Here is an 11427-nt window from a genome sequence, read left to right on the forward strand (position 1 = left end):
AGACTAATATGAATGAAGCTAGTTAACATCATATCAAATTTCATAAAAAAAACAACATTACTCCTTTTCAGAGTAATGTTGTTTTTGACTTACTTGGACCCTGCATAAACAGGAATATCAAATGTCAAATTCTCATATGTGTCCAATACATCGTAAAGGTTGGTTAGGGTATACACTTGCTTGTCCGCCCATGCCATATCTGTCGCATATTGGTTTCTTCCATACTGTCCTGTATAACCAGGATTCCATCTCATTTTGAAGAGCGTGTCCTGCTTATATTGAGGATGATGAACATATCTTTCCGCTGCAAACTTTGCCCCTCCAACTATTGCTTCTTCCGGGGTAAACCATCCACTCTTATAAGCGAACTCTGCTCCACAATCCTGAGCTGTTCCAAGAGCACATCTATCCGTTGCCCCTACACCGTACATATTGTAGACAACCTTTGGAGTTACTGGATTTCCATCCACTTTTGAAACCAGCATGCCTGTTGCAAGACTTGATTTCCCATGCCCTGTCTCAAGGAATGAATGGGAAATTAAGTAAAGCTCGTTAATGCTGTATTGTTTCGCCGCATCTACAAAGGCTTGACCTTTTCCAGTCAATGTCCCTTTATTGATGAGGATCTTATCATTCAATTCTTTTGCGTTCGCACCTGCAGGCTTTGATAAAACAAGGAATTGATAGAAGGACTTGCTTTCCTTTTCGAAGTTTTCTGGATTCATATAATAGGCAGCATCTTCTGGTAAAGCATTTACCCATTGCATGTTAACCTTATACCAAATATAGCCATCTCTTCCTAACTCCTGTCCTACAACGGTAACTTTATTCCCATTCCTCAAAATACCTACAGAACGTGACGATGTATCAGATGAGGTCCGTACGTTCCATTCCGCTTTGTTAACAGTTCCAACACCGTTCACTACATCTAGACCATCTGATCTTGTAAAGTAATGTAGTTGATATTTACGATCTGTCTGCGGTGGTGGATTCAACTTGTACTGAATATCCATTAATTGATTCAGGGATAGTTCATATTGGGTGTAATTGTATATTGGGCCTTCATGCGTGGCCGGTTTATATATATAGCCAATTCTTCCTGCAAAGTCCACTTCATACCAATTAGAGCTAAAGTCCCTTATGATTGGATAGCTTTCCCCAAATCTGATAGAGCCGAATGGCACCAGAGTTCCTGTAGAATTATCATAGACTGTCACATTGTCAATCGCACTCAATTTTCTATCTGAGTTTACTTTTCCGGGATTCTGGTTTGGTACGGCACTGCTCGTGGAAACGGTTGTTGCTTCCTTCCACACGAAGCCGAAACCATTCCCGTATTTAATTCGGTGCCAGCTTCCATAGTCACTGACTCTTTTATAAGATTGACCTTTAATTAAATGTCCTACCGGCAGTAATGAACCGGTACTGTTACTATATACTGTGACTCTATCCTGAATCACTTGGAAATACTCATCTGTTGTTACAAATTCCTGTCTCGTGGCAGGCTTATAAATATTCCCTATCCTGCCTCCTAAATCAATCCTGATCCAGCTTTTCGTTTGAGAGATAATTGGATACCTTGTTCCCTTTACCATCGTTCCCATAAGGACAAGGGAACCTGAGCTGTTATCATATACACTGACATCTGAGGTTGTGACAACATGCAGTGTTGAATTTACCAGGCTTTTATTCTCATTCTTGATTTTGGATGCATCAGACGGGGCAGTTTTTTCAGTTGGTACAAATGCAAAGCCATTCCCAAATTTAATGCGGTGGTAGCCATTTTGTCCGTCTACTCTAGGAAAAACCTGTCCTTTAGTCAAATACCCGACCACTTTTGAATCGCTTTGGCCATTTTCAAAAACAGGAACATTGTTATCTAATACTTCAAAATACTTATCCGTCGTTTCAAAAGGAGTTTTAGTAGCAGGTTTGTACACATAGCCGATTCTTCCACCTACATCGACTTTCACCCAACTGCTGCTGTAATCACCAATTATTGGATATGTAATTCCTTTGAATAAGAATGCAAAAGAGACAAGCGAACCTGATGTGTTATCGTATACGCTGATGGTATCGATGGTTTCAATCAAACGGTCACTGTTTGCCTGACCATTATTTAAGTTCTTAAGAGCGTCTATCTTTTCTTGTGTTGCGGGTACGGTCGATGCTTTCCAAACAAAACCGGAACCATTGCCGTATTTGATTCTATGCCAGCTCCCGTAATCACTTACCCTCGGGAAGATTTGACCCTTATTCAAATATCCGACATGTACAAGCTTACCTGAACTGTTGTCATAAACAGAGAGCCTTTCACTAGCTTCAAAAAATTTATCAGTAGCAACAAACTCCCTAGTTTCAGTAACATTCGAAGTAGTGGAAGTAATAGTTGTTTTTCCCTCTTCTACTGTCGTATTTACATCCAACACTTTGCTTTTCTCTAAGGATGATTTTGAGGTGTTTGCATCGAGTTGCTCGCTGTTTTCTTGTGAAGGGGTCTCCTCTTGAAACTCCACTTCTTCAGCTTCGTTCTTCTCGACCTCTTCTCCTTCTGTTTCTGTATTTACATTCCCTTCAGCATCTCCGCTTTCTTCCGTTGCAGTATCTTCTGTCTCTTTCGACTCTTCAACTGCTTCGTCTTCCCCTTCGCTTACAGGAAGTGGTTCTTCTTCAAGTTCCTTTACTACCATTACGTCCTTAGATTCTATGTATCCTTCTATGTTACCGACAAATACAAGATATCTTTCTTCCGTTTGAGCATGGAAATCAATCAGAACCTCATTCTCGATAGTGGCTAAGATCTTATCATCTTCCACTAAATCATAAATTTCCACTTCTGATGTCGTAAGGAGTGTCCCGAAGTTTTCAGTCTTTGTTGTATCTTCCTCATACTCTTCCTCGTCGACTTCCATTTCCACCATTACTTCCTCATAGACAGGGGCATCCAATAAAACCTCATCTTCATTCCAGGAAGTAAATAGTTCTTCACCTTGACGGTTTACTTTAAGTACGACACCTTCCATAAGAGTAACCAGTTTTTTCTGGTTTTCCACATCCAATAAGGAAGCTTCTTGGATCAGTTCTATATAAAAACCGCCCTCATCAATTAAATCTGACTTTATTGCTTCCGCAAAGGTTGGCGTTACTAATGAAGTAAACAACAATAAACCTACAAGACTACTAGAAAAATATTTAATTAGTTTGCTCAACAAAAAGTTCCCCCTTAATAGTTTTACAAAAAACTCCTTTCTTTTACATATATCGTCTTTATTATACAATTTGTTTAAAAGTATTTTAATAGTTTAACAGAACTATTTTATATTTAACCAAATAAAAAAACCTGTAAAAAACTAGGTAGTTTTTTACAGGTTAAGTAGTAATTTTAACGTGTGTTTCTGTTTTTATATGCCTCATCTGCCAAAAATAATCCAATTGATTTATTTTGTGACCATATAGTATTAAAGTTCCCGATTGGAACAGGCTTCTCATATACATAAGGAGAGATTTCCGGTGTAAAGCCCGGTCGCTTGTAATGCATGGTGAACCAGTCGGAAAATGCTCCGTCACCAGGGGTCAGCCTTGGATCTACTGCATTATAGCCTGTAATACGAGCCATGTCCTGTGCCAATTTATAATCACGGTCATATTGTGCACCTGACTGCTCATAATACCAGTAAATCAACTCACCTGAGGAATGGTAATCCATAAGTGTTTTGAAATCTCTACTTAACACGAATCTATACATGGCCAAAGCTTCCGGTTCAGATAATGGACTCTTCCCTTTGTAATTTTTATGGGAGGGAGCAGATGGACTGTCTATTCTGTTCCAGTTCGCCGGATATTGCCTGTTCAGGTCCACTCCTCGGATGTTCGCTTTCCACGCTGAGAAGTCAGGGTTGTTTTTATTAATGGACAGCACCTGTTGGGGGTTTTTAGCGCTTTTTGCACCTTGTTGCACCAACATCACTCCATCCGGATTTATCATTGGAACAAACCAGATACTAGTATTTTGTAGCACGCTTTTCGTATTAAAACCAGCAAAGCTTGTAGCAGTATGCATGGATGTTGTATATGTTTCCAACATTTCCATTAGGAGATTCGTTGTCATATGCTCTCTAGCATGCTGTGATCCAGAAAGCAAAATTTCTGTCTGGCCTTTTCCTAATCTGACAGCATAGATATCTCTTCCATCAACAGATTTTCCGATGGTAATCAATTGAATTAAGTCTGGATACATTACCTTTAAGGAATGTAAATCAGAGACCATCTGTTCATAGGAATAGTTTTGTCTTGGATTTACGAGTTTGAAAGGTTTCATTTCAACAGAATTTTTGGAAATAAACCCTTTTCTTCCGGCATAGTTAATTTCATACCAGCTGCCATAATCCGACACTACCGAAATGGACACCGGTTGAGAGAACGTACCAAAAGAAACGAGCTTTCCAGAACTGTTATCATATACAGTCAATGGTCCTGTGATTTGGACTTTTACTCTCGTATCTTGTTTTGTTTGAAGAGATTGACTGATGGAGGAGCCGCTAGAAGGGATGGTAGCTTCTTTCCATACATACCCCACATCATCCCCCATCTTAATTTCGTGCCAGCTTCCATAATCTCTGATTCTTTGGTATTCCTGACCTTTAATAAGACGTCCGACTCCAGTTAACTTTCCGTCCACTTTCATATTAACAAGTACATTATCTTGGGTTGGTTGGAAGTACTTATCTGAAGCTGAAAAATCCACTTGCACACCAGTATAATAGATATACCCGAATCTACCTGCATAGTTAATTTCATACCAACTACCCATTTTACGAACGATATGGATATTCTGTCCTGCATCTATTCTACCGAACGGTACCAATGGACCAGCAGAATTATCATAGACTTGCAGATTCTGGATTATTCTTATTGTTTGGCTACTGTTTTCTCTTGTGCTTTTATTATTAATGGAAGAACCAGTGGAAGGATTTGTCGCTTCTTTCCATACATATGCCAAACTGTTTCCGATTCTAATTTCATGCCAGCTTCCATAGTCACGGACACGCTCATATTCCTGGTCTTTTTCCAAATACCCCCGTGTTACCAGCTTTCCGTTCACATTTTGATAGACATGGACATTATCTTGCATAACCTTGAAGTATTTATCACTTGCCACAAAGGATTCCCTTACCCCAGTATGGTAGATATATCCTTCCCTTCCAGAGAAATTCACTTCATACCAGCTGCCCATTTTGCGGACAATGTTAATCGTCGCTCCTTTTTGAATGCTTGCGAACGGCACCAATGGACCTTGGGAGTTATCATAGACTTGAAGATTCTGTGTCATCGTTATGGTTTTACTGCTACTTACTTTACTGCTTTTGTTCTGAATGGACGTACCATCAGAAGGTTCGGTGGCAGCTTTCCAGACATAGCCCTTCCCATTACCAAACTTCACTTCATGCCAGCTGCCATAATCTCTGATTCTTTCATATTCTTGGCCTTGGAACACATATCCCACTGCCACTAATTTCCCATCAATATTTTGGTAGATATGTACATTTGCCTGTACGGCTTTAAAATACTTATCTGTTGAGCTGAACTCTTTTACAAGGCCGACATCCAGTACTTGGTTCGAAGAAGAGGTATCTTCAACTGTTTCTTCATCCAATTTACCTTTGTCCGTGTTATCCACTGTTAGATCGGGTTGTTTCTCCCCATCGCTGTCAGCCGGTGTCAGTTCTTCTTTTGGAGTTTCTTCTGCTTCCTCTTGTTCCGAATCTGTTTCCACATCTTCCTGATCAGATTCTGTGGCTGACTCTTCCCCTTTGCTTCCAGGGTCTTCAGGAGGATTCATGCTCAATTCGCCGATAACGCCACCCACCATCACATAGGTTATATCTTCTTTAATCATAACCGGGTAGTTACTTTCTGCAAGGATGGTTGCAATATGGGCCGGTTTTTCCTCGCCTTCCAACCCGTGTAAAGCGTATATGTAACCATCTGAAGACAGGTCCACTTCATCGTTGGGGAGGAATTCGATTGGTTCATCGATCAAATCTTCCGGATTGTTAAGTACTTCGTAATCAGAAGAATGGATGATAGCCTCTCCATCACCCCACTGAATCTTCAACTGATCATCACCGATAATAAGGGCATATATAACTGCCTCTTCAGAAATGGCCCCGATAGGAACATCCCCGTCTTCCGCGAACACTTCAACTTCAGATAGCAATTGAATACGAGTTATGCTCTCTTGCTCCTGCTTCTCCCCCTCGGCTGTTACCAAATAAGGTGAAAAGCTGGTAAAAACTATTAAAATTGATAACAAACTTACCAGAATTTTTTTCATTATCTTTTAATTAATTCCTCCTTCAGAATTTTTTCACTTTTCCATTTTAGAACAGTTGGTTGTAGATTGGAATACTTTGAATTCAAAAAATAAAAAGAACATGTTTAAGGCAAAACATTTTCCCTAAACATGCTCCTTATCTTACGAACTACTTTCTCTATAAATGTCCTTTTTCATTTTCAGGTTCTTATAAATTGCGTATAACAAGGTCTCGCTCTTGTTCACTTGCTTAAAGTGGTTGCTGTACACATATTTACCGTCAATCTCATCATATCTTTTTATGAAATTCGAAGGTGTCAAATCCAAGAATGTTTCGACCGCACGGACTGATGGGTCCTTCACCATGACACTCTTTAGAAGGGACAATTCAATGAATCCGTCAAAATCAATAGTTTGGGATTGGAAAATATTCACCGCCTGTTCCTTTCGTTCCATCTGACTGGTGATATCTACAATGAAGTTGATTTCCTCTTTCGGGATAAGTGTATTGATTTCATATAATCGCACTTTCAACTCTTCCCTAACACTCTGATCCAGTAGCTCCAACGTATCTCGTAAAAGTTTACCGGTCATAACATGATCTGGATGGCAATCTACAAATACCGGAATGTAGATGACATGTGGCCGGATTTCTTCAATGGTTGTTTTAAGGCGCATCTGCAAATCCGGTGTACTTTTCAGTCCCCGGTCCTTTTCATCATAAAACTGGATGCTTGTCAGATGAAGAAATTCCTGCGCTTTTGCCGCTTCTTCCTTCCTCTTTTTAACCAGCAGTTCCACATCCCCCTTTGTATGGCTACCAGAACCGTCTGTCAGGAATATGACATGTGTTTCACAGCCTTGCTCTGCATATTTGAGCAAGGTTCCTCCTGCCCCAATCGTTTCATCGTCCACATGCGGAGCAAGATAGAGCACCCTGCTTTCTGGCAAAGGCTGAACCTCTCTGTTGTCCTTAAAGTAGTTAGTCAATATGCCTTTATTTAAAATTGAAATGAACGGATTTGCAAGTTTCAACAGCTTTCTTTTCATGTTCCTATTCTCTCCTAACTCAAAATGAATCTACATCCCCAGGTGTGATATACCAGTTCTCATATTTTCTAAGCTTAATGGTTTCCTCACTGAGCTCTTTTCCAACAAGGGGCATTGGGCTGTCCTTATGGATAAGCCCTCCCTGTTTCAGAACCTCTTCACTAATGGTGGCAGGCATTGTCCATGTTTGGATGATATCTGCATCCTTCAATTCCATCAATGCCAGGCCAAGTAACTCTTGCCAATACTCCGTCTTAGCTTCTGCCAACCAGTCCACTATCAAACCGCTCACGATATTATTTTTCTTTGTTTTCGTGGTAACTACGTACCCTTTAAGCTCGTTTGCATCATAGATACCTAGAATTCGGTATTCTTTCTCCGGATGCTTCAAATACCTCCAGTTTAAATAATCCGCTTTTCTGACAAGCAGTGCCGTGGACAGCGAGCTGCACCTTTGTGCAAGTTCATCAAACCCTTCATCACAGAGGGAAATGACTTTTGATTCAAATTTACCTTGGTGTTTTTTCGTCCTGACAGCGGCAAATATATTATCCAATGGCTTTGCAATGGCCAAAGGTCTTATTTTGGATGCTAAGAGGGCGATGGGCTTCTGGATCCGAACATACCTTGGTACATTTAATAGATGGGCTGCATCTGTGTATTTAATGAAAAGTTCCTTCGCTTTTGGTGCAGGGAAACCATACAAAAAGACAATTCCATCTTTCTTAGCCTCTATCAAAAGGCGAGCATTGAGTTTTTGGTAGACACCTTTCCCTCTTGCATCCGGGTCAACCATCGTATCTACACGCAGACCGATTTTATTTTTCACACCACCTATGTAAGCTTCATGGACCCATAAGCTGATATGGCCGATAATATTCCCTTCTTCTTCACAAACAAGGATCCACGGGTTTAACTCTTCTGGCGTATCAACGAATTTCCATTGCCATACCCTGTCTGATCGTTTATGCTTAAACACTTTTTGAAACAAGCTCTGAATTTGTGGTAAATCAGTTTCTTTATATCTTCTTATATTCAAGGTTTTCATCCTTTTCATCTCCAAAATTACTTCTTTCAGGCTAAGTATATCAAAAAAATCTACATATACTAAACCTGACTTCTAAACCCTACAAAATGATTTCTATTTTAATTGAATAATGCTAGTATATTCAATAGCAGAATCAATACTTTTATAAAAGAGGTACCCAGATGTCTAAACTGAAGAAAACCGCCATATGGATTACATTATTGGCATTAGTATTAAAATTCATAGGATTTATCCGAGAAGGTATGATTGCGCAGGAATTCGGTGCAAATGATTATACAGACGGTTTCCTGCTCGCTTTTACCTTTGTTACCTTAATAAAAACACTAATAAAAAATGGATTTAATTCCGTTTTCCTTCCTCAATACGTCCAAAGTAGGAAAGAAAATGAACAGTTGGCCGAACAAAACGCCAACAGTCTACTTAATTATACGATACTGTTACTTATCGCCATTTCTGGTGTCTGTTATTTATTAACGCCCTTTTTCGTCCCAATCGTATTCGGTTCGATGAGTCCTGTTACAGAAGAAGTGACGATTGAAATGACAAAGGTTTTCTTCCTTTTCATGCTGTTAATTGGATTGACCAGCGTATTGGAATCATATTTGCAAGCAGTGCGGAGCTTTGTTCCAAACCAGATTGTTAATATCTTAGGCACATTGATGGCGACGGTCTTCATTTTACTGTTTGCCGATGTATGGGGAATTTACAGCATTGCATACGGGTTCATCTTTGGTCTATTCATAGGTTTATTGTTGCAAATTTATTATCTATATAAATACGGCTATCGCTGGAAGCCTACATTAAAAGTGGAACGTGTATTCCTAAAAACATTCACAATCCTGTTGGTACCAGCTCTTCTACACTCTTCTGTTGGTCATATCAACGTTTTCGTAAATAAGCTGTTTGCATCTGGAACTGTAAGTGGTGCCGTAACTTACTTAAACAACTCTTCCTTGCTCATGAGTATACCTAGTGCAATTTTCCAAACCACGATTGTGGCCATTGTTTTTACTTTATTGGCTGAACAGGCCGACCAGAAAGAGAAATTTAAAAACACTTTGTATCTCGGCTATCAACTTGGCCTTTTAGTCCTGCTACCAATCGCAATCGGAATCTGGTTAGTAGGAGAAGCTGCTATTTCGTTCATATATGAGAGGGGAGCATTCTCTGCAGAGGACACGCAGAACACCGTTGTTGCTTTAAATATGTATATACCATTAATTGTCACCCAAGGATTATTGCTGATACCAGTAAAAGGAATGTATGCAATCGGTCAGACTAAGAAACTGCTGATGATCAGTTCCACAACCATCTTTTTCAATGCATTATTCAACTACTTATTCTTGATTCCATTCGGTTATCCCGGGCTTGCATTGTCCAGTTCAGTTGTTTCATTTTTTTACCTTGTATTCCTGACAACCGCCTTGTACAAGAATTATCCAAAGTCTGAACTGCTTCGATTGGTTACTTTGTTTGTAAAAGTAGCAATACCTACCGCCTTCATGGCAGTGCCGATTTTGTTGCTTCAATGGTTCACACCAATCAAAGAAATCTATTCTTTGTATCAGCTGATTATAATTGTACCGGTTGGCGCCATAGCATATGTGATGGGACTTTTCCTTTTCTATAAAGAAGGGTTCAACAAGATGCTTGAAGTCTTGCGTAAGAAAAGAAAAAAGAAAGAAACTACACCGAAATAACCAAAAAGAAACACCAATCCATTATTGTAAAGGGGATTGGTGTTTTCTTATTCTATGCTTTAAATGACTCAGGTTTTTTTCCTTGCTCGAAATGATATAGGATAGCTTCAACAATTCTTCTGGAAGCCTGTCCGTCTCCATAAGGATTAGATGCTTTTGCCATCTCTTCATAAGCAGTTTTATCATTAAGCAACTGATAAGATAGATTATAGATGGTCTCCTCGTCTGTACCTGCAAGCTTCAATGTTCCTGCCTCAATTCCTTCGGGACGCTCCGTTGTATCTCTTAGCACCAAGACAGGAACCCCCAGTGATGGCGCCTCCTCCTGGACTCCACCGGAATCTGTCAAGATGATATGAGCCCTAGAAGCAAAGTTATGGAAATCATAAACACCTAAAGGCTCAATCAAATGAATCTTTGGATCGTTTCCAATAATTTCGTTAGCTATATCACGAACAGCAGGATTTAGATGAACCGGATACACAACTTGTACATCAGCATGCTCGTTGACCAGGCGTTTAATGGCACGGAACATGTTTCTCATTGGTTCCCCGACATTTTCCCTGCGATGTGCCGTCAACAAAATCATTCGATCTTCACCCAGTTTATCTAGTACCTCATGAGTATAATCTTCCGATACCGTTGTGTTCAGGGCATCAATGGCCGTATTACCGGTAATAAAAATTGCTTCTTCCTTTTTGTTTTCATTAAGAAGATTTGTGGCCGACTTTTCTGTTGGCGCAAAATGTAAATCTGCAATTACACCAGTCACTTGACGATTTACTTCTTCCGGATAAGGAGAGTACTTGTTCCAAGTTCGTAGCCCAGCTTCTACGTGACCAACAGCCGTTTGATTGTAGAAAGCGGCAAGGCTTGCAACAAAGGTTGTAGTAGTGTCACCGTGAACCAGAACAAGATCAGGATTTACTTCCTTCATAATTGACTCCAGCCCTTCCAATGCACGGACTGTCACACCAGTCAATGTTTGGCGGTCTTTCATGATGTTCAGATCAAAATCAGGTTTTATGTCAAAAAGGTCGAGCACCTGGTCAAGCATCTCTCTATGCTGTGCAGTAACTGTCACAATTGATTCTATTTGTTCAGGATATTTGTTAAGTTCGAGTACTAATGGGGCCATTTTAATCGCTTCAGGCCTTGTTCCAAAGATTGTCATGACTTTCAATTTTTTATTCATTGTATTCACCTTTCAGTTATCAATTTGGTGTCATATTAAATGAATTTACATCCACTTTACCTTACCATAGTGAGCTCCTAGGCACAATTAATTATTGCAGTTGAAGACCTAAACAGAACAT

General features: G+C 39.8%; 6 protein-coding genes. 1 reads left to right on the top strand and 5 read right to left on the bottom strand.

Features of this window, described 5'->3' with window-relative positions; all coding sequences use genetic code 11:
• Window positions 1-89: 89 nt before the first annotated feature.
• The 4 genes from HC179_RS18635 to HC179_RS18650 all read right to left on the bottom strand — a co-directional run bounded on the left by HC179_RS18635 (window position 90) and on the right by HC179_RS18650 (window position 8411).
• Window positions 90-3209: a glucosaminidase domain-containing protein gene (locus HC179_RS18635; RefSeq protein WP_168865705.1), complete on the bottom strand. Its 3120-nt coding sequence runs from the start codon at window positions 3207-3209 to the stop codon at window positions 90-92.
• 173 nt (window positions 3210-3382) lie between these two features.
• Window positions 3383-6334: a M14 family metallocarboxypeptidase gene (locus HC179_RS18640; protein ID WP_168865706.1), complete on the bottom strand. Its 2952-nt coding sequence runs from the start codon at window positions 6332-6334 to the stop codon at window positions 3383-3385.
• 141 nt (window positions 6335-6475) lie between these two features.
• The gene (locus HC179_RS18645; protein ID WP_168865707.1) at window positions 6476-7363 is read right to left on the bottom strand and encodes a PIG-L deacetylase family protein; all 888 of its coding nucleotides are present in this window, start codon (window positions 7361-7363) and stop codon (window positions 6476-6478) included.
• 19 nt (window positions 7364-7382) lie between these two features.
• A complete protein-coding gene (locus HC179_RS18650; RefSeq protein WP_240948584.1) occupies window positions 7383-8411 on the bottom strand; it encodes a GNAT family N-acetyltransferase in 1029 nt (342 codons plus the stop codon).
• A gap of 161 nt (window positions 8412-8572) precedes the next feature.
• Between HC179_RS18650 and murJ the strand changes: the two genes are divergently transcribed.
• A complete protein-coding gene (gene murJ / locus HC179_RS18655; RefSeq protein ID WP_168865708.1) occupies window positions 8573-10111 on the top strand; it encodes a murein biosynthesis integral membrane protein MurJ in 1539 nt (512 codons plus the stop codon).
• 52 nt (window positions 10112-10163) lie between these two features.
• Here murJ and wecB read toward each other — a convergent pair whose 3' ends face one another.
• A complete protein-coding gene (gene wecB, locus HC179_RS18660) occupies window positions 10164-11306 on the bottom strand; it encodes a non-hydrolyzing UDP-N-acetylglucosamine 2-epimerase (protein ID WP_168865709.1) in 1143 nt (380 codons plus the stop codon).
• Window positions 11307-11427: the final 121 nt, after the last annotated feature.

Source organism: Bacillus sp. RO1 (assembly GCF_012524115.1).
Classification (GTDB): domain Bacteria; phylum Bacillota; class Bacilli; order Bacillales; family Bacillaceae_I; genus Sutcliffiella_A.